We start from the raw sequence: 19,095 nt of genomic DNA on the forward strand, positions 1-19,095 counted from the left end.
TAAACTTCCTAAAAATTCTCTAATTCACAAAAGTAGTAGTACAATTAGTAGACTAAATAGGGTAAATAAGGGTAAACAAAGTAACTTATAAATATAGAGAAATCCCTTTGTTAATAGCACTTTACATATAGAAATATAGTACTTTGAAATCGTTAGTTATTTTCCGATACAAAAATTTGCAAAAATATTTCCTAAAAGTTCGTCGTTTGTAACTTCGCCTGTAATTTCGCCAAAATAATATAATGCCGATTTGATGTCTATAGCCATCAAATCTGCTGAAATGCCCGAATCCAAGCTCCACTTCACTTTTTGGATTTCTTCCAATGCTTTCAACAAAGCATCATAATGACGAGAATTGGTAATGATGGTTTCATTATTCCGCAAAGTTCCCGTGTTTACAAACGATAAAAGGGTGTTTTTCAGCTCGTCGATACCTGTTTTTTCTTTGGCAGAAATGAAAATTTGTTTCAGGTTTAACGTTTCAAGTTGTTGGTTTAGCTTTTTGCTTTCTTCAATTGAAACTAAATCTGATTTATTGATAACAATAATAATAGTTTTAAGGGGATACTTATTTTTTATTTTTTCAATTTCAATGTTCAAAACCTTCAAGTCAATTCCCCCTTTGGGGGCTAGGGGGCTCATATACAGCACCACCTGTGCTTGCTCTATTTTCTCAAAAGTTTTTTGAATTCCAATGCTTTCCACCACATCTTTGGTTTCTCGAATTCCGGCGGTGTCTATAAACCGAAAACCAATGCCGCCAATATTCAATTCGTCTTCAATAGTATCTCTAGTGGTGCCCGCAATGTCAGATACAATGGCTCTTTCTTCGTTTAATAATGCGTTCAACAATGTCGATTTGCCCACATTGGGTTCGCCCACAATAGCCACTGGAATTCCGTTTTTTATCACATTTCCCACGGCAAACGAGTCAATTAATCGTTTCAAAACAAATTCGATTCGGGTGAGCAACGCATGAAATTGGGTTCTGTCGGCAAACTCCACATCTTCTTCTGCAAAGTCCAATTCGAGTTCAATTAACGAAGCAAAATTCAACAATTCTTCCCTCAATTTGGCAATTTCAGTACTAAATCCGCCCCGCATTTGTTGCATCGCAATTTGGTGTGAGGCTTCATTGTCTGACGCTATTAAATCGGCAACGGCCTCTGCCTGAGACAAATCGAGCTTTCCGTTCAAAAATGCTCGTAGCGTAAACTCGCCAGGTTGGGCCATTTTGGCTCCGTGGCGAAGTATCAATTGTATGATTTGTTGTTGGATAAATGTTGAACCATGACACGAAATTTCGATCGTGTTTTCGCCCGTATATGAATGAGGTCCTTTGAAAACAGACACCAATACTTGGTCCAAAATTTTGCCTTCGTCAATAATATGACCTAAATGTAAGGTATGCGATTTTTGAAGGGTTAAGCTTTTATTTTTAATAGATTTAAAAATACTATCTCCTATATGAATGGCATTCTGCCCAGAAATTCTGATAATTGCAATCGCTCCAGCTCCAGAGGCCGTGGCCAGTGCTACAATGGTTTCTTGTGAAATCATAATCTATTTATTGTATGAAAAAGGTTTGAACTACGGGCCAAATGCTAAATAAAAAAGCCTATTAGCATTATTTTTTTGGGCGTTACCACAAGGGTCGGGCTATCCGTTTCAATCTTTTTTGAGGCCGAAAAAAGCCTCAAAAAAGGATTTCCACTGCTATCCCTAACGCAAAATACGGTAATCAAGAGCATTTATACAAATTAAGCAATACTCGAAAACTGCGATTCATACAGGTTTTTGTAATAGCCATTGGCTTTTACCAATAGCTCCTGATGGGTGCCTTGTTCCACTATCAAACCTTTGTCCATTACTACAATTTGATCCGCATTTACAATAGTTGCCAATCGATGTGCAATAACAATCGATGTTCTGTTTTTGGTAATGGTTTCTGTTGCTTTTTGTATTAATTCTTCTGAATAAGTATCTATCGACGAGGTGGCTTCATCCAATATTAATATGCTAGGCTGGCTCACATAAGCCCTCAAAAAAGCAATCAATTGGCGTTGTCCGCTCGAAAGCATTACCCCTCGTTCTTTTACATTATAATCAAAACCATTTGGCAAACTCATGATAAATTCATAAACACCTATTTTTTTAGATGCTTCTATTACTGTCTCTCTGCTAATGGCTGGGTTATGCAACGTAATGTTGTTCAAAATACTGTCGGCAAACAAAAAAACGTCTTGCAATACCACTGCAATCTGTACCCGCAACGACTCGAGTGTATAATTTTTGATGTTTTCGCCATCAATAGATATATTGCCACTATCAATATCGTAAAACCGATTCAACAAATTGATAATCGTAGATTTTCCAGCACCAGTAGCCCCCACAATGGCAACCATCTGACCGGGTTTAACCTCCAAATTGATGCCTTTTACCACTTCCTCGCCTTCAATATAGCTAAACCTTACTTGTTCAAATTGTATATCTCCAGCAAATTTTGGAGCCTTCATGGTCCCTAAATCCTGAATCTCATCTTTTGTATCCAAAATATCAAAAACCCTGTTGGCAGCTATCATACCCATTTGCATTTCATTAAATTTGTCGGCAATTTGTCGCAAGGGGTTAAACAGCATACCAATAAACATGGTGTAAGAAAATAAATCGCCAAAGGTTGTAAATTGATCGCCATTCAAAATATTAAAACCTCCATAAAGCACTACAAAACCAAGGGTAAAAGAGGAAATAATATCTGCAATTGGAAAAAAAATAGAATTGTACCAAACCGTTTTTATCCATGCTTTGTTGTGTTTGGCATTGATGGCCTTAAATTTGTCATACTCTATCTTTTCTCTGTTAAAAAGCTGCACAATTTTCATTCCTGTTACTCTTTCTTGTACAAAAGTATTCAAATTGGCCACCTGATTCCGTACTTCTTCAAAAGCTATTTGCATTTTGCGTTGGAATATTCTTGTAAAAAAAACCAATACAGGCATTGCTACTATAACAATCCAAGTCAATTTCCAATTCATATAAAGCATAAATCCTAAAATAACCACCATTTTCATCAAATCACTCCCAATCATAAACAGCCCTTGGCTAAATATTTTGGCAATAGATTCTATATCCGAAACAGATCGGGTAACAAGCTGACCAACAGGAGCATTATCATAATATTTCATACGAAAACCCATCATGTGTTGGAATAATTTTACCCTAATATCCTTTACAATATCTTGCCCCAACCAATTGGCCCAATAAACAAAATAGAAATTTGAAAAGGCTTCTAATAATAATACAACCCCCATCAAAATTATATAGAGCAACAGCCCATATTGATCGTGTGTCTTGATATAACCATCTACTGTTTGTTTAAGTAAATACGGACGTAGTGCTGAAAAAACAGACAGCAAAACTGCAAACACAATCACCGAATTGAATCGAAAACGATAAGGCTTAGTAAATTTTAATATTCTAGAAAAAAGTTGGATGTCAAATGCTTTTGCTTTCATTTTATTATTTCTTAGGAAATGCAAAGTTAGTTTAAAAAATTCATTTTTATTTCAATAAGTAGCTTCACAATGCATCCATTTTCAAAAATTACAATTTCAAATAAACTTCAAAATGGGTAGCAAACATTCCGAAAGTATAAATCTAGCCCAAAATAATTCAAAAATAAGTATATTTGCAACATGATACAACCATTTGACGACCACTATTTTATGAAAAAAGCCCTTGAAGAAGCCGAAATAGCTTTTGAAAAAGGCGAAGTACCCGTAGGTGCAGTAATAGTAATTCAAAACAAAATCATAGCTCGAAGCCATAATTTAACCGAATTACTACACGATGTAACCGCACATGCCGAAATGCAAGCCATTACTGCCGCTGCAAATTATTTAGGAGGCAAATACCTCACAAATTGCACACTCTATGTCACCCTCGAACCTTGTCAAATGTGTGCGGGAGCTTTATATTGGAGTCAAATTTCAAAAATTGTGTTCGGAGCTCCAGATGTCAAAAGAGGTTTTGAAACTTTACAAACACAAATCCACCCCAAAACAACAATTGTAAGAGGCATAATGCAACATGAAGCCTCGGCACTAATGAAACGCTTTTTTGAAAACAAAAGAAAATAACCTATTGTTCGTCAAATAATTCTTGCAATCGGTTCAAAAACAAGCCAACATGGTACCCATCAACCAAACCATGATGTACATGTACCGAAACAGGCATAACTTTTTGATCAAGAATAGAAATCATTTTTCCAAATGAAATTTTCGGACAACTGTCTGGCCAAGAAAAACTTCGTGCATGCGATAACGAAGTAAAATGAAGCCATGGAAGCACCGAAAAATGAATTAAATTGTCAGGATAATCAGTCGTAAAAATTCCAGTTGTAGTTTCAATACGAGCCATTTCTATTTTCAAAAGTGCATCAAAAGCCAATAAATCCGCAGTAAATGGAACATACGAAAACCCAAAAGTTTTATCAGATCTCAATACAGTTGCCGAAGCATCAATACAGTCAAACACATACACGTCATCATCAATAATGCGGTATCTAAAATTTTCAATTTCATTTACAGCCCTTAAAGTTTTATGCAAATAAAAAGAAAAAAAAGACACATTCATATCCTTTGCTTTACGATAAGCCAAAGTACAATCCAAATTCACACACACCCCATGAAACGGCTCCTCCATTTGATTAAAAAAATTAAAATGGTCTTTCCTATTCCAAGTTTCAAAATTTATTTTCTTTCTCATCAATTATGTTATATTACAAAAGGCACAAGGTAAAAAAAAAATATAACCCCAGAAAAATATATTTAATAAAACCAACCACAAAATCTATAATTTATAATTCCTACTTACAACTTCAAACCACTAACCTCATAATTCAAACCTCTAATTTCTAACCTCTAACCTCATAATTCAAACCTCTAATTTCTAACCTCTAACCTCATAATTCAAACCTCCAATTTCTAACCTCTAACCTCATAATTCTAACCTCTAATTTCTAACCTCTAATTTCTAACCTCTAACCTCATAATTCTAACCTCTAATTTCTAACCTCTAACCTCATAATTCTAACTTATTTGAAGCCGCCACTTTTGGCATTTTCATGCTGGATCAGTTCCCGCCTTACGCTACAATCTTTTTGTTTTTAAAGAAAAAACAAAAAGGATTTCCACTCCAGTCGGGGCTAGATTGCCACATTGTGTAATCCTCAAAGGTTTCCACACCAACAGTGAGCTGGTTCATTTTAATGTTTTTATCATATTAACTAGAGCTAATGCTTTATTTTTCTTTATCCTTAATCCAAAACACCAAATATTTTTACAGCCAGAAATAAGAATAGGATTTTCTTCAATAAAATTTTCTTCAATTAATCTAATCTTATCATTCAAAGAAAAATTATCTATTGTTGTAATATCAAGATTTTCTAACCAAGATATCATTGCTTCTCTTTCATTTGTTGCTTCTACTTGAGAAATATAACTTCCGTCGTCATATTCCATAATAAAGCTATATAAATAAGTACTCTTTTTCATTAGTTTGACCCTTTTGCTTTTTGACTATGATTTTCTCCCGTTTCCTGTGCCTTTTTATGCCAATGCTTCATTTGCGTTTCGGATTTTGTCATAGCTTGTTTGTCAGCTTTAGTTTTATTTGGTGTAGATTTTAATTTATAATATTAATCTTTAAATTGCTCATACTTTTCTTGGGCACTTTGTTTTGCTTTTTGATTTTTATGTTGTGCATTTTTACCTCCTCCGTGTTGTGAAGTTGAAGTATTTGATTCTGTTGAACTACCCGAAGCTGAAGGTTCATCATTAGAATTTGCATTATTACTTGCTTGTTCTAGTGCTATTCCCATTTTTAGGAGCATTCCCAATGAAAGCCCTAAATCTACTGACCCTTTTAAAGCTATTCCTTGTCCTTATAACTCTGCCAAAACTCCTAGAGTAGAAATTACAGGTGCTCCTGGTCCAGTTCCAAGTCCCGCTAAAGCAAGTGTTGCGCCTCCCGCAGAAGTGCCTTCACCAATAGAAATCATTTTGATGAATCCTATTTCCCTGCCAATATAATAAGAAATTAAATTACCTAAATTTCCTCTAAATTGTTAAGAATGATCTGACCAGCCACAAATGTCTGAAATTCCTAAAGAAATAGCTCCATAAAACGCATCTTTTGCACCTATAGCGGGTTGTGGTTTTTGGTTTTTATTATCCCTCAAAGTCGGGGAGACTTTGCGGAGCTTTTCAGTAGAACTCTTTGCGGAGCTCGGGTTTAGTTATAGATTATATTCATTTTAGTTTTTGACAATATTAATGTTAATAAATCTAAATCAAAATATTTTTCTAAATTTTCATAATTTAAAAATTCTATTGAATATCTTTTAATTAAAGAATATTCATTATCTCTGTGAAAATCAATAATAATATCTTCTAATGAATCGAGATTACTGCCGAAATATCCTCTATCTCCATAAAGACCTTTTCCTAATAAAAAATAAAAATCAAGATCCGATTTAACGAAAAAACAATCAATTAATATTTTGGTATTTTGGTTTAATTTGAAGTTGTCAAAATTCCATAAAAAACAACATAATAAATATTGTAATTTAAAATCCTCATCAGAAATTTTAATTAAATCATACTCAATTCCTTTTGACCAATTATTAAAAATGTCAAAATCAAATTGATGAAAAACTCTACTATCCTTCATACTTCTTAAAAAACCAAACATTTCAACAACATTACCATTTCTATCGAAATATGAATTTTCATTGATAAATAATAATTTTGTATAATTAATTATTTTTTTATTTTTATTAATTAATTAGAGTTATCCATTTAAATACTTATATTTGTAATAACTAAAACAATAGGCTATGGAACAATTCTTAGGTCAAGGAATAATAGAGTATTTTGATAAATTCAAAACAGATTTAGATTGTCTAGAATATCTAGCAGATCGGAAATGGTCAAACGGTTATAAGTGTGTAAAATGTGGCAATAGTAAATATACTGTTAGAAAAGCAAATTTTGCAAGAGACTGTAATAACTGTCATCACATCGAAAGTCCATCGGCTAACACTATGTTCCATAAAGTTAAATTTGGTATGAGAAAAGCTTTTACAATCGTTTTTGAAATGAGTGCAACCACAAAAGGTATTTCTTCAAATCAGATGGCAAAGCGATTAAATATAAGGCAATCTACGGCTTGGTTGTTTATGAGTAAGGTTAGAAAAGCAATGAAAAGTAGCGAGTGTTATCCCATTAAAGGTACTGCAATCGTTGATGAATTCGTTTTTGGTGGTAAAGAAACACTCAAGCAAGGAAGAAGTACAGATAGTAAGAAAAAGAAAATTGTGGCTGCAGTTGAAATAGATAAAAACGGTGGTGTAAAAAGAGCCTATTTTAAGCTAATAAATGATTATTCTTCGGTATCACTAGAAAAAATATTTGATGCACATATATCCACTGAGGCAAAAATAATAACTGATGAATGGACAGGATACAAACCATTAAAAGAGATGTATGATATAACCCAAATTAAGAGTAATAGTTCTGATTTTTTTGAGATAAATACAATTATACATCAAGTTAAGGCTTGGTTAAGAAGCACTTTCTCATGGATGCATGAAGAACATATTGAAAAATATTTGGACGAGTACAGCTACAGATTAAATAGATCAAATAGCAAACAAACTATATTTGATAACTTAATTAAAAGGATGGTAATTACTAAACCCCTTAAATATAGTGAGATTATAGTAAGTACCTAAACGGATAACTCTATAATTAATTTAATTTTAATAATATTTCTATTTTGAATTACAATATCAGTATCAAGATTTTGTTCTAAAAATTCTAAACTTAAATAATCTGATATTGTATTTTCATTACGCCTTATTTTTATATTCTTTAATTTAAAATTATTGAATTTAGTAATTAATATCATGGTTTTTTCTTTATTTCATGTATTACCTTATAGTCACTTTCTTTTGTCCAGCCATAAGATGTCGAACCATCAGCATTTGTTCTCTCTAAAATTCTTAATTTAGAATTGTTTTTATCCGAAGGTACTTCCCACTCCTACGATCCTACCCATTTTTTCTGACTACCATATCCGGGTTTATCTTTCTTATCCCCTCTAAAAATCTTTTGCTCGCCAGTACTTTCAGTCCTAGCTTTTCCTTTTCCACTTTGAATATTTTTTAATTCTTTATTAACATTAGCATTGCTGGTTGATTCATAACTACCCGAAGCTGAAGGTTCATCATTAGAATTTGCATTATTACTTGCTTGTTCTAGTGCTATTCCCATTTTTAGGAGCATTCCCAATGAAAGCCCTAAATCTACTGACCCTTTTAAAGCTATTCCTTGTCCTTATGCCTCTGCCAAAACTCCTAGAGTAGAAATTACAGGTGCTCCTGGTCCAGTTCCAAGTCCCGCTAAAGCAAGTGTTGCGCCTCCCGCAGAAGTGCCTTCACCAATAGAAATCATTTTGATGGATCCTATTGCCTTGCCAATATAATAAGAAATTAAATTACCTAAATTTCCTCTAAATTGTTAAGAATGATCTGACCAGCCACAAATGTCTGAAATTCCTAAAGAAATAGCTCCATAAAACGCATCTTTTGCACCTATAGCGGGTTGTGGTTTTTGGTTTTTTTATTCCTCAAAGTCGATAGACTTTGAGGAGCTTTTCAGTAGAACTCTTTGCGGAGCTGGGTTACAGCATATCATTAATTATTAATTTTTTAAATAATTCTGTTTTTTCTACAAGTTCATCTTTAGTAATTTTAAAAACATTAATGTTTTTTTTTGCAATTTTTATATCATTAAAATTTGATTTTGTATTAGTAATCTTCCAAATTATATAAATATATTCCTCATATTTAAAACTAAATATTAAAAAATCATCAGTAAATGTTCCTAATGAATTTTTATATTTATATGAATTCAATTCTGCATTATCATTATTAAGATTTCTTTTAAAATAGTAATAAATTTTTTTTAAATCATAATTATTAAAAACATTAAATAAGCAACTATCTATTTCATCACAATTTACTAAATAATCTAAACCGTTAAATAAATAACCTTTAAAAAATATTAAATCTTCAATAGTCCCAATAAAATTATTACTTAACCATATTTTTGAATATCCAATAAATTGTTTTTTATCTTTAACTTTATATTCAATTGCTATTTTACTTTTATTACCTATTATTTTCATCATAATTTTTTAATTTCATTTGAAACCTTTATAAATACATTATAATCATTCTTTAATCTAATCGAACTTAGAAAATCTTTAGCAGCACTTTCTTTTTTTTCATCAATTATTAAACAACCAAAGCCAGTTTCTTCAGAGTGAGGATAAACTATAATATTTTTAACTAAAGAAATAAAAAAACAATGTCCGTCTTGATAGCTCATATTTGAATCACACATCGCAATTAATGAAATATCCTTTATCAACGTTGGGGTGCCTTTAATAAATTTAAATTCTTTTTCTAATTTATTTACTTGTAATTCAAAAATATTATCTTCTTCATAATTAAAGTAATTAGAAAAATCAAAAACAGAAATCAAATGTTTTTCAATCAATTTTTTTTCAGCGTTTAGAACATCTTTATATATGTTTTTCTCAGACTCATCATTCAATTTATTCTTATCTATATAATATGAAGAAGCAATAACAAAATTGCTTAAATCTTCTTTAAAATAGTCTAAAAATATAGAAATTGTTTTATTAACAATTCTTTTTGAATAACCCCCATTTCTTTCAAAATAACCAAACCAATTTTCACTGGTACTATAGCTGTTTAAATTGATTGATTTTGAAATTGTTTGAAAATAAATAGAATTCATCATTTGTTATCAATTTTTAAAACTTTTCTATCAGAGGCTGTAACAGTTATTTTTTTATTTGGAGTAGGTTCATTTTTACCTAAACCAACTTTCCATTCAGATTCTCCACTATGTTGTGTATTACTCTTCTGCCATTTTTCGCCAGTATTTTTATTCGTATAATTTTTTCCCTTTTTTGTAAAATTATCTGGATGAGAATCAGGTGTTTGAAGAATATCTCCTTTAGAACTTGAATTTGCTTTTCTTTTAGAATTTGAAGAATAATCATTTGGATTAGAACTTCCCGTAGCCGAAGGTTCATCATTAGAATTTGCACTATTACTTGCATTGTCTAAATCTACACCCATTTTTAACAAAATAGCTGTATTTTGAGCCAGATCTACAGTACCTGCTATGGCTACTCCAGTACCATACGCCCCAATTGCTGATCCAATAGTTGAAATTACTGTAGCACCAGGTCCCGTTCCTAGACCCGACAATGCAGTTGAAAATCCTCCTGTTGCGGTTCCATCTCCTGATGATATCATTGCAATATCACCTATTACTCTTCCAATATAATAAGACCGTAGTGCTGAAGGATTTCCTCTAAACTGTTGAGAATAATCGGAACAACCAATAAGGTCTGTTATACCAATACTAGAACCCGAAGCAGCAGCATCAAGTGAACCTAAAGCTGCAGCATGTGTATTTGTAATTAACCTATTACCATTTCTAATAATAGCCTGAAAATTACTTTGCTTCCCGTTTGGATCAACTAAATTTATAGGATTTTGATAACAATACCCATAACTATTATGGTTAAAGTGGTTAAACACACCACCGTTGTGGTCTCCGTCTATATAATGCTCATCATCCATAAAAGGATTAAAGTTTGCCAACGGATCCACACTCGCCCAAATACTTATCCTCGCATCATAATACCTCGCCCCATAATAATAAAGCCCACTTTCTTCAACAAGCTCCTTACCGTTAAACTTATACGGTGAGTTATGGCTATTTTTATGTTCCTCTACAAAACTTTCTCCAAAGGCAAAGTACTCCATGTGTTGGCTTACTTCGCCCACAAAGTTAGTAATATAATTGGAACTTCCAAAGCCCCCCAGCCCCCGAAGGTGGAGTTTAAAGTTATTGCTTTTTTTGATTTTACTTTTTAACTAACACCAAGAAAGATTCGGATAACAGCGTGAAATAACAGACATTTCATTTCTATTATTATATCCTCTTATTCCAAATACCTTCTTCTATCCTATACATTATAGGTTCTTCATCAAAGCCACTTTCAAAAACATATAATCTCTTACAAGTATCACATCTTACTACCATCATCATTTCTTCATACAATTCTTCGGCATCTATTTTTTCGAAAAACTTATCATAATCTACATCTTCAATCATCAATAATTGATTTGGACTAGGTATATCACTAAGGTTGATAGGATTTCCACACTTACATTTATATTTAGGCATACAAATTAAAATTTATTAAGGCAATATTTTATATTTTTAACTCCAGCTCCTTGACCTCTTTTTAGTGAAAACCTCGAACGTTTTGGAAAGCATTCACTTTCTCTTACTTCAATTCACTTTCTCATCTCCTAAATTCACTTTCTCCCATCTGAAATTCACTTTCTCACTACTGCCATTTACTTTTTCGCATCTGACATTCACTTTCTCGCTACTACTATTAACTTTCTCCAATCTAAAATTCACTTTCTCGCATCCGCCATTCCTTTTTTCGTATCTGACATTCACTTTTTCGCATCTGACATTCACTTTTTCGGATTTGAAGCCGCCACTTTTGGCAGTTCCACGCAGGGTCAGTTCCCGCCTTACGCTACAATCTTTTTGTTTTTAATAAAAAACAAAAAGGATTTCCACTCCAGTCGGGGCTAGATTGCCACTTTTGGTGGTGTTCCCAAGGGCAATCCTTCTAGTATTACATCTGACATTCACTTTCTTGCTACTGCTATTCTTTTTTAAGGATATTAACTTACAAAATTCTAAAACCAATAGTAGCCAAAAGTATTAAACAACAAAAAACCCGTTTCGATTGAAACGGGTTTTCTAAAAGAAAGGCGGCGACATACTCTCCCACAAAATGCAGTACCATCTGCGCAGGCGGGCTTAACTTCTCTGTTCGGGATGGGAAGAGGTGAGCCCCGCCGCAATAACCACCTTAAGGTCTTTGTTAGCGGTTGTTGGTTTTTGGTTGTTGCTGTTGCCATCAACTACCAACCTTCAACTATCAACTGCAGTTTTACTGCTAATATCTTAACATATTGAGATAAAAATTTAAAAGAAAGTTTTACCAGCCCCACATATTGCTCTTTTGGAGCTTAGGGGGCTGTTTTATACATAAGCTTACGGGTTATTAGTACTACTCGACTATGACATTACTGCCTTTACATCTATAGCCTATCAACGTGGTCATCTTCCACGACCCTTAAAAGAAATCTCATCTTGTGGTGGGTTTCGCGCTTATATGCTTTCAGCGCTTATCCCTTCCAAACGTAGCTACTCTGCGGTGCCCCTGGCGGGACAACAGATACACTAGAGGTTTGTCCAATTCGGTCCTCTCGTACTAGAATCAGATCCACTCAAATTTCTAACGCCCACAGTAGATAGAGACCGAACTGTCTCACGACGTTCTGAACCCAGCTCGCGTGCCACTTTAATGGGCGAACAGCCCAACCCTTGGGACCTTCTCCAGCCCCAGGATGTGACGAGCCGACATCGAGGTGCCAAACCCCCCCGTCGATATGAGCTCTTGGGGGAGATCAGCCTGTTATCCCCGGCGTACCTTTTATCCTTTGAGCGATGGCCCTTCCATGCGGAACCACCGGATCACTATGCTCTACTTTCGTACCTGATCGACCTGTATGTCTCTCAGTCAAGCTCCCTTATGCCATTGCACTCTTCGCACGGTTACCAAGCGTACTGAGGGAACCTTTAGAAGCCTCCGTTACTCTTTTGGAGGCGACCACCCCAGTCAAACTACCCACCAAGCAATGTCCTCCCTAATTGGGAGTTAGGCCTCAGATAAACAAAGGGTTGTATTTCAACAATGACTCCACAACGCCTAGCGACGCCACTTCACAGTCTCCAACCTATCCTACACATCATTTATCCAAGGTCAATACTAAGCTATAGTAAAGGTGCACAGGGTCTTTTCGTCCCACTGCGGGTAAACGGCATCTTCACCGTTACTACAATTTCACCGAGCTCATGGCTGAGACAGTGTCCAGATCGTTACACCATTCGTGCAGGTCGGAACTTACCCGACAAGGAATTTCGCTACCTTAGGACCGTTATAGTTACGGCCGCCGTTTACTGGGGCTTCAATTCAATGCTTCGCCTAAACTAACATCTCCTCTTAACCTTCCAGCACCGGGCAGGTGTCAGGCCCTATACTTCATCTTACGATTTTGCAGAGCCCTGTGTTTTTGATAAACAGTCGCCTGGACCTCTTCACTGCGGCCAGCTTGCGCTGGCGACCTTTCTCCCGAAGTTACAGGTCTATTTTGCCTAATTCCTTAGCCATGAATCTCTCGAGCACCTTAGGATTCTCTCCTCGACTACCTGTGTCGGTTTACGGTACGGGTACTGTTAATCTAAGTTTAGAGGGTTTTCTTGGAAGCCCTTAGGTGTACTATCTCGTCAACCGAAGTCTCTGAGTACTATCAGCCTTTGCCAAAATCTACGGATTTGCCTATAAATTCTTTAGCTACAGCCTTCAACGAACTATTCCGTCAGTTCGCGACACTTTCATCACTCCGTCGCCCCATCACAATTAACACTAGTACGGGAATATTAACCCGTTGTCCATCGACTGTCCCTTTCGGGTTCGCCTTAGGTCCCGACTAACCCACAGCTGATTAGCATAGCTGTGGAAACCTTAGTCTTTCGGTGGCGGTGTTTCTCGCACCGCTTATCGTTACTTATGCCTACATTTTCTTTTCTAACCAGTCCAGCTCCCCTTACGAAAAACCTTCAACCCTGTTAGAATGCTCCCCTACCACTTGTATCTAAATACAAATCCATAGCTTCGGTAATATGTTTATGCCCGATTATTATCCATGCTCGTTCGCTCGACTAGTGAGCTGTTACGCACTCTTTAAATGAATGGCTGCTTCCAAGCCAACATCCTAGCTGTCTATGCAAACAAACCGCGTTCTTTCAACTTAACATATATTTGGGGACCTTAGCTGATGGTCTGGGTTCTTTCCCTCTCGGACTTGGACCTTAGCACCCAAGCCCTCACTGCTGGTAAACATTATATAGCATTCGGAGTTTGTCAGGAATTGGTAGGCGGTGAAGCCCCCGCATCCAATCAGTAGCTCTACCTCTATATAACTTATAACCAGCGCTGCACCTAAATGCATTTCGGGGAGTACGAGCTATTTCCGAGTTTGATTGGCCTTTCACCCCTACCCACAGGTCATCCGAAGTCTTTTCAACGACAACCGGTTCGGACCTCCACACTGTGTTACCAGCGCTTCATCCTGCCCATGGGTAGATCACACGGTTTCGCGTCTAACACTACTGACTAAAGCGCCCTATTCAGACTCGCTTTCGCTACGGTTCCGTGACTGAATCACTTAACCTTGCCAGCAACGTTAACTCGTAGGCTCATTATGCAAAAGGCACGCCGTCACCCAACGAATGGGCTCCGACCGCTTGTAGGCGTATGGTTTCAGGATCTATTTCACTCCGTTATTCACGGTTCTTTTCACCTTTCCCTCACGGTACTGGTTCACTATCGGTCTCTCAGGAGTATTTAGCCTTAGCGGATGGTCCCGCCAAATTCAGACAGGGTTTCACGTGCCCCGCCCTACTCAGGATACCACTATCCTTTACACTCATTACCTATACGGGACTATCACCCTCTTTGGTTCTACTTTCCAGTAGATTCTAATTCTTTGTGCAAGAAATATCGTGGTCCTACAACCCCAATATTGCCGTAACAACATTGGTTTGGGCTTATCCGCGTTCGCTCGCCACTACTTACGGAATCACTTTTGTTTTCTTCTCCTCCGCCTACTTAGATGTTTCAGTTCAGCGGGTTTGCCCATCTATCGATGTACTATGTCTTCAACATAGTGGGTTGCCCCATTCGGATATCTACGGTTTTGCGGTTGTGTGCACCTACCCGTAGCTTTTCGCAGCTTATCACGTCCTTCTTCGCCTCTGAGAGCCTAGGCATCCCCCATACGCCCTTATTTTGCTTATGTACATCCTATTCATATCAATACAAATAGGAATTGTTTTTAAATATGCAATAAATTGCTTATTTACGTTATACGCGATAAATCGCATATTTACGTTATACGCGATAAATCGCGTATCTACTTTCTACTTTTTAAATGTTTTTATCTCAATATGTCAATGAACTTTCCAGCCCCCTAGCTCCCAATGAGAAACTAGTTGTCAACTCCCCCTTCGGGGGTTGGGAGGCTTTTGTGGAGAATATCGGAGTCGAACCGATGACCTCCTGCGTGCAAGGCAGGCGCTCTAGCCAGCTGAGCTAATCCCCCAATTTAATTATGAATTGTGAATTATGAATTAGGAATTTTTTGTAATTCGTAATTTTTCAACCCTAGAATTTCCTTCTTTTGTATATGAACGTTTGTAGTCCCGCCCAGACTCGAACTGGGGACCCCTACATTATCAGTGTAGTACTCTAACCAGCTGAGCTACGAGACTCTGTTTTTTTTTATTATGTTGAACTAACAGCGAGAGTAATGTTTTGTAATCTTATTTACATCTTTCTCTTATTGTTGCTTGCGCTATCACAATAAGCTCTAGAAAGGAGGTGTTCCAGCCGCACCTTCCGGTACGGCTACCTTGTTACGACTTAGCCCTAGTTACCAGTTTTACCCTAGGCAGCTCCTTGCGGTCACCGACTTCAGGCACCCCCAGCTTCCATGGCTTGACGGGCGGTGTGTACAAGGCCCGGGAACGTATTCACCGGATCATGGCTGATATCCGATTACTAGCGATTCCAGCTTCACGGAGTCGAGTTGCAGACTCCGATCCGAACTGAGAACGGTTTTGTAGATTCGCTCCTACTCACGTAGTGGCTGCTCTCTGTACCGTCCATTGTAGCACGTGTGTAGCCCAAGGCGTAAGGGCCGTGATGATTTGACGTCATCCCCACCTTCCTCACAGTTTACACTGGCAGTCTTGTTAGAGTTCCCGACTTCACTCGATGGCAACTAACAACAGGGGTTGCGCTCGTTATAGGACTTAACCTGACACCTCACGGCACGAGCTGACGACAACCATGCAGCACCTTGTAATTTGTCTTGCGAAAGATCTGTTTCCAAATCGGTCAAACTACATTTAAGCCTTGGTAAGGTTCCTCGCGTATCATCGAATTAAACCACATGCTCCACCGCTTGTGCGGGCCCCCGTCAATTCCTTTGAGTTTCATTCTTGCGAACGTACTCCCCAGGTGGGATACTTATCACTTTCGCTTAGCCACTGAAGTTGCCCCCAACAGCTAGTATCCATCGTTTACAGCGTGGACTACCAGGGTATCTAATCCTGTTCGCTACCCACGCTTTCGTCCATCAGCGTCAATCCATTAGTAGTAACCTGCCTTCGCAATTGGTATTCCATGTAATCTCTAAGCATTTCACCGCTACACTACATATTCTAGTTACTTCCTAATAATTCAAGTCTAACAGTATCAATGGCCGTTCCATCGTTGAGCGATGGGCTTTCACCACTGACTTATCAAACCGCCTACGGACCCTTTAAACCCAATGATTCCGGATAACGCTTGGATCCTCCGTATTACCGCGGCTGCTGGCACGGAGTTAGCCGATCCTTATTCTTACAGTACCGTCAAGCTTCTACTCGTAGAAGTGTTTCTTCCTGTACAAAAGCAGTTTACAATCCATAGGACCGTCATCCTGCACGCGGCATGGCTGGATCAGGCTTGCGCCCATTGTCCAATATTCCTCACTGCTGCCTCCCGTAGGAGTCTGGTCCGTGTCTCAGTACCAGTGTGGGGGATCTCCCTCTCAGGACCCCTACCCATCGTAGCCATGGTAAGCCGTTACCTTACCATCTAGCTAATGGGACGCATGCTCATCTTTTACCGTTGGTACTTTAATGTGAAAACCATGCGATCATCACATACTATCAGGTATTAATCCAAATTTCTCTGGGCTATCCCTATGTAAAAGGTAGATTGCATACGCGTTACGCACCCGTGCGCCGGTCTCTAGTATTGCTACTATACCCCTCGACTTGCATGTGTTAAGCCTGCCGCTAGCGTTCATCCTGAGCCAGGATCAAACTCTTCATCGTATATTTTTTATATTATTTGCGATGTACGTCTTTTTACTAAACGCTTACTCTCTTTTTTTTGTGTTTTAACATTGCTGTTAAAACGGCTGTCAATTCAATATGTCTATGAACATTTCTTCTTATTTTTCGCCCCTCTCGAAGCGGGTGCAAAAGTAATAATCTTTTTTGTCTCTGGCAAACTTTTTTTGATTTATTTTTAAATCTTTTTTGCCGTGATTTCAAATTTTTTATCGCTCTTTTGCGGGGTGCAAAGGTAATAATCTTTTTTATTTCTGGCAAACTTTTTTTGATTTATTTTTAAATCTTTTTTGCCGTGATTTCAAATTTTTTATCGCTCTTTTGCGGGGTGCAAAGGTAAATAACTTTTTTGTTTCTGGCAAACTTTTTTTGATTTATTTTTAAATCTTTTTTTGCCGTGATTTCAAATTTATTATCCCTCTTTTGCGGGGTGCAAAGGTAAACCTTTTTTTTATTCTGGCAAACTTTTTTTGACTTTTTTTAAATCTTTTTTTTACCCTTATTTCAAAAATGCTTATCGCTTATTGCGGGTGCAAAGGTAGCACTTCTTTTGGCTTATACAAGCTTTTTTTAACCTTTTTTTTGCTTTTTTTTTATTATACCTCGTTTTCAATATGTTACAGCTTATTTCTCGCTTCTTGTAACCCCTGGTTTTGGTTTGAAAAAAAGGTACTCCCTAAAATAGCCCCGATTGTAGTGGAAATCCTTTTGTTTTTTTCCTTTAAAAAACAAAAGATTGTAACGGAAAGCGGGAATATGGCTCTTTGTAAACCGCAGGGCTCTGCTACTATTGTTTAGGTTTTGCGGTTACCTATATATATAGGTGGGATTTGTATTGGGGCGGTTGTTAGTTTTTTTTTGGGGTGATTGAAATGTGGATCGTATAAAATTGTTTACTTTTACGGCAAATTTTAAGTTTATGTCGAGTAACATTTTAGAAGTTGGTAACGTTATTAAAAAATATGGGGATTATACGGCATTGAATGATGTCTCGTTGCGGGTTCCGAAGGGTAGTATTTATGGGTTATTGGGTCCTAATGGAGCTGGAAAAACATCGTTGATACGAATTATTAATCAGATTACGATGCCTGATAGTGGTGAAGTGCTTTTGGATGGAGAGCCGTTGCAGCCAAAGCATGTGCAGCATATTGGTTATTTGCCAGAGGAGCGTGGATTGTATAAAACGATGAAGGTGGGAGAACAGTGCTTGTATTTGGCACAAATGAAGGGCTTGTCTAAGGCGGAGGCGACGCAGCAGCTGGAGTATTGGTTTGACAGGTTGGATATAAAAGGTTGGTGGCATAAGAAAATACAGGAATTATCGAAGGGTATGGCACAGAAAATTCAGTTTGTTGTGTGTGTGTTGCACCGTCCGAAGTTGTTGATATTTGATGAGCCTTTTTCGGGTTTTGATCCTGTGAATGCTAATATAATAAAAGACGAAATACTGGCTTTGAGAGACCATGGTGCTACGATTATATTTTCGACACACCGAATGGAAAGTGTTGAAGAGCTTTGTGATCATATTGCATTGATACACCAATCGAACAAGTTGATTGAAGGAAAAATAGACGATGTGAAGCGGGCACATAAAACGAACAGATTTGAAATTGGCATATTGACAGATAACGTGGAGGGTTTGATGTATGATTTGACACAACAATTCCAGATTTCGCCAGCTCATTTTAAATCGCTTCAAAATGAATTGAAATTGGAGGTTGCATTAGATGCTCGATTGCCAAATGACTTGTTGCAGGTATTGACACGGCGAGGGCAAGTAACCCATTTTGTAGAGAAGATACCTAGTATCAATGATATTTTTATACAGACAGTGGCACCAAGTATGCAATTGTAAACCATTAATAGACCA

15 protein-coding genes, 2 tRNA genes and 3 rRNA genes are annotated in these 19,095 nt (G+C 36.9%); 3 read left to right on the forward strand and 17 right to left on the reverse strand.

Going from position 1 to position 19,095, the window contains the following annotated elements; genetic code table 11:
• Window positions 1-156 precede the first annotated feature (156 nt).
• Window positions 157-1,560: a tRNA uridine-5-carboxymethylaminomethyl(34) synthesis GTPase MnmE gene (gene mnmE, locus FBFL15_RS11625; RefSeq protein WP_014084785.1), complete on the reverse strand. Its 1,404-nt coding sequence runs from the start codon at window positions 1,558-1,560 to the stop codon at window positions 157-159.
• A gap of 200 nt (window positions 1,561-1,760) precedes the next feature.
• The gene (locus tag FBFL15_RS11630; protein WP_014084786.1) at window positions 1,761-3,515 is read right to left on the reverse strand and encodes an ABC transporter ATP-binding protein; all 1,755 of its coding nucleotides are present in this window, start codon (window positions 3,513-3,515) and stop codon (window positions 1,761-1,763) included.
• A gap of 180 nt (window positions 3,516-3,695) precedes the next feature.
• Here FBFL15_RS11630 and FBFL15_RS11635 point away from each other — a divergent pair, with 180 nt between their 5' ends.
• A complete protein-coding gene (locus tag FBFL15_RS11635) occupies window positions 3,696-4,139 on the forward strand; it encodes a nucleoside deaminase (RefSeq protein WP_014084787.1) in 444 nt (147 codons plus the stop codon).
• A 1-nt stretch (window position 4,140) separates the two neighbouring features.
• Here FBFL15_RS11635 and FBFL15_RS11640 read toward each other — a convergent pair whose 3' ends face one another.
• From FBFL15_RS11640 to FBFL15_RS11655, 4 genes are all read right to left on the reverse strand, one after another.
• Window positions 4,141-4,767, reverse strand: a complete 627-nt coding sequence (locus FBFL15_RS11640; RefSeq protein ID WP_014084788.1) for a chloramphenicol acetyltransferase — start codon at window positions 4,765-4,767, stop codon at window positions 4,141-4,143.
• Between the two features lie 494 nt (window positions 4,768-5,261).
• Window positions 5,262-5,555 (reverse strand): hypothetical protein, encoded by a 294-nt coding sequence (locus tag FBFL15_RS11645; protein WP_014084789.1) that lies wholly within the window; start codon window positions 5,553-5,555, stop codon window positions 5,262-5,264.
• 143 nt (window positions 5,556-5,698) lie between these two features.
• Window positions 5,699-5,881, reverse strand: coding sequence for a hypothetical protein (locus FBFL15_RS11650; protein WP_044032280.1), 183 nt, complete (start codon window positions 5,879-5,881; stop codon window positions 5,699-5,701).
• 413 nt (window positions 5,882-6,294) lie between these two features.
• Window positions 6,295-6,732, reverse strand: a complete 438-nt coding sequence (locus FBFL15_RS11655) for a barstar family protein (protein ID WP_148267917.1) — start codon at window positions 6,730-6,732, stop codon at window positions 6,295-6,297.
• A gap of 166 nt (window positions 6,733-6,898) precedes the next feature.
• On the opposite strand from FBFL15_RS11655, the gene FBFL15_RS11660 reads away from it, so the two are divergent.
• Complete coding sequence (locus FBFL15_RS11660; RefSeq protein ID WP_014082661.1) at window positions 6,899-7,795, forward strand: IS1595-like element ISFbr1 family transposase; 897 nt, start codon at window positions 6,899-6,901, stop codon at window positions 7,793-7,795.
• A 310-nt stretch (window positions 7,796-8,105) separates the two neighbouring features.
• Here the strand turns inward: FBFL15_RS11660 and FBFL15_RS11665 are convergent, their stop codons facing one another.
• The 11 genes from FBFL15_RS11665 to FBFL15_RS11710 all read right to left on the reverse strand — a co-directional run bounded on the left by FBFL15_RS11665 (window position 8,106) and on the right by FBFL15_RS11710 (window position 17,207).
• Window positions 8,106-8,336, reverse strand: coding sequence for a hypothetical protein (locus tag FBFL15_RS11665; RefSeq protein ID WP_014084792.1), 231 nt, complete (start codon window positions 8,334-8,336; stop codon window positions 8,106-8,108).
• Window positions 8,337-8,745: 409 nt separating this feature from the next.
• Complete coding sequence (locus tag FBFL15_RS11670) at window positions 8,746-9,255, reverse strand: hypothetical protein (RefSeq protein WP_014084794.1); 510 nt, start codon at window positions 9,253-9,255, stop codon at window positions 8,746-8,748.
• A complete protein-coding gene (locus FBFL15_RS11675; RefSeq protein ID WP_014084795.1) occupies window positions 9,252-9,893 on the reverse strand; it encodes a hypothetical protein in 642 nt (213 codons plus the stop codon). The genes FBFL15_RS11670 and FBFL15_RS11675 overlap by 4 nt, the downstream gene beginning before the upstream one ends.
• Window positions 9,890-10,954: an RHS repeat-associated core domain-containing protein gene (locus FBFL15_RS16710; protein WP_197535529.1), complete on the reverse strand. Its 1,065-nt coding sequence runs from the start codon at window positions 10,952-10,954 to the stop codon at window positions 9,890-9,892. The genes FBFL15_RS11675 and FBFL15_RS16710 overlap by 4 nt, the downstream gene beginning before the upstream one ends.
• A gap of 148 nt (window positions 10,955-11,102) precedes the next feature.
• A complete protein-coding gene (locus FBFL15_RS11685; RefSeq protein WP_014084796.1) occupies window positions 11,103-11,357 on the reverse strand; it encodes a hypothetical protein in 255 nt (84 codons plus the stop codon).
• A 108-nt stretch (window positions 11,358-11,465) separates the two neighbouring features.
• Window positions 11,466-11,642 (reverse strand): hypothetical protein, encoded by a 177-nt coding sequence (locus FBFL15_RS16545; protein ID WP_158309103.1) that lies wholly within the window; start codon window positions 11,640-11,642, stop codon window positions 11,466-11,468.
• 318 nt (window positions 11,643-11,960) lie between these two features.
• Window positions 11,961-12,069, reverse strand: a 5S ribosomal RNA gene (rrf, locus tag FBFL15_RS11690).
• Window positions 12,070-12,241: 172 nt separating this feature from the next.
• Window positions 12,242-15,121 (reverse strand): 23S ribosomal RNA (locus tag FBFL15_RS11695).
• Window positions 15,122-15,350: 229 nt separating this feature from the next.
• Window positions 15,351-15,424 (reverse strand) — tRNA-Ala (locus FBFL15_RS11700).
• A gap of 95 nt (window positions 15,425-15,519) precedes the next feature.
• Window positions 15,520-15,593: transfer RNA gene (locus tag FBFL15_RS11705), tRNA-Ile, on the reverse strand.
• Window positions 15,594-15,695: 102 nt separating this feature from the next.
• A 16S ribosomal RNA gene (locus tag FBFL15_RS11710) occupies window positions 15,696-17,207 on the reverse strand.
• The 16S, 23S and 5S rRNA genes sit together here with 2 tRNA genes alongside, the layout of an rRNA operon.
• 937 nt (window positions 17,208-18,144) lie before the next feature.
• On the opposite strand from FBFL15_RS11710, the gene FBFL15_RS11725 reads away from it, so the two are divergent.
• A complete protein-coding gene (locus FBFL15_RS11725; protein WP_014084797.1) occupies window positions 18,145-19,080 on the forward strand; it encodes an ABC transporter ATP-binding protein in 936 nt (311 codons plus the stop codon).
• Window positions 19,081-19,095 lie beyond the last annotated feature (15 nt).

Origin of the sequence: Flavobacterium branchiophilum FL-15, assembly GCF_000253275.1 — a bacterium.
GTDB classification, from domain to species: Bacteria; Bacteroidota; Bacteroidia; order Flavobacteriales; family Flavobacteriaceae; genus Flavobacterium; species Flavobacterium branchiophilum.

Excerpts from the sequence above, each read along its gene's own strand:
- FBFL15_RS11675 (WP_014084795.1), bottom strand. The coding sequence starts at position 9,893 with ATGATGAATTCTATTTATTTTCAAACAATTTCAAAATCAATCAATTTA.
- FBFL15_RS11670 (WP_014084794.1), bottom strand. The coding sequence starts at position 9,255 with ATGATGAAAATAATAGGTAATAAAAGTAAAATAGCAATTGAATATAAA.
- FBFL15_RS11640 (WP_014084788.1), bottom strand. The coding sequence starts at position 4,767 with ATGAGAAAGAAAATAAATTTTGAAACTTGGAATAGGAAAGACCATTTT.
- FBFL15_RS11665 (WP_014084792.1), bottom strand. The coding sequence starts at position 8,336 with ATGGGAATAGCACTAGAACAAGCAAGTAATAATGCAAATTCTAATGAT.
- FBFL15_RS11725 (WP_014084797.1), top strand. The coding sequence starts at position 18,145 with ATGTCGAGTAACATTTTAGAAGTTGGTAACGTTATTAAAAAATATGGG.
- mnmE (WP_014084785.1), bottom strand. The coding sequence starts at position 1,560 with ATGATTTCACAAGAAACCATTGTAGCACTGGCCACGGCCTCTGGAGCT.
- FBFL15_RS11685 (WP_014084796.1), bottom strand. The coding sequence starts at position 11,357 with ATGCCTAAATATAAATGTAAGTGTGGAAATCCTATCAACCTTAGTGAT.
- FBFL15_RS11635 (WP_014084787.1), top strand. The coding sequence starts at position 3,696 with ATGATACAACCATTTGACGACCACTATTTTATGAAAAAAGCCCTTGAA.
- FBFL15_RS11650 (WP_044032280.1), bottom strand. The coding sequence starts at position 5,881 with ATGGGAATAGCACTAGAACAAGCAAGTAATAATGCAAATTCTAATGAT.
- FBFL15_RS11660 (WP_014082661.1), top strand. The coding sequence starts at position 6,899 with ATGGAACAATTCTTAGGTCAAGGAATAATAGAGTATTTTGATAAATTC.
- FBFL15_RS11655 (WP_148267917.1), bottom strand. The coding sequence starts at position 6,732 with ATGAAGGATAGTAGAGTTTTTCATCAATTTGATTTTGACATTTTTAAT.
- FBFL15_RS11630 (WP_014084786.1), bottom strand. The coding sequence starts at position 3,515 with ATGAAAGCAAAAGCATTTGACATCCAACTTTTTTCTAGAATATTAAAA.
- FBFL15_RS11645 (WP_014084789.1), bottom strand. The coding sequence starts at position 5,555 with ATGAAAAAGAGTACTTATTTATATAGCTTTATTATGGAATATGACGAC.